Genomic DNA, 422 nt, shown 5'->3' with positions numbered 1-422 from the left:
AGCCTGGACCAGTTGGTGGAAGTGCGGGGCATTGGCGAAGCGACCATTGAGTCCAATCGCGACCATATGACCCTGAACTGACCACGGGATGACCTGCGACGGTCACCCAGGCACCTCCCTCAGCAACGATTAGACGCTGCAATTTGATGCCAAATTTGCTTTAATGGCAGCCCGGATTCACTGAATTCGGGCTTTTTTTGTGCATAGGGGGAAAACATGCCCAATCCCGAGGCTCCACGCATTGTCGTTGCCATGGATTACGACAACGCTGACGACTGCCTGACCATGGCGCGTCGGCTCTCACCGGAGAACTGTCGGCTCAAGGTCGGCAAGGAACTTTTTACCCGTAGCGGTCCCGCCGTGATCGAGCAACTCCAGGGGCTCGGGTTCGATATTTTTCTGGATCTGAAATTCCACGACAT

General features: G+C 55.2%; 1 protein-coding gene. It reads left to right on the top strand.

What is annotated here, in order from left to right; all coding sequences use genetic code 11:
- Positions 1-216: 216 nt before the first annotated feature.
- Positions 217-422 (top strand): orotidine 5'-phosphate decarboxylase / HUMPS family protein (locus tag B3187_RS04045; RefSeq protein WP_286804686.1); only part of this gene is annotated, 206 nt, incomplete at its 3' end.

Origin of the sequence: Marinimicrobium sp. UBA4209 (genome assembly GCF_002381585.1) — a bacterium.
Taxonomy (GTDB): Bacteria; Pseudomonadota; Gammaproteobacteria; order Pseudomonadales; family Cellvibrionaceae; genus Marinimicrobium; species Marinimicrobium koreense.
This window is presented reverse-complemented; position numbering and strand designations above follow the sequence as displayed.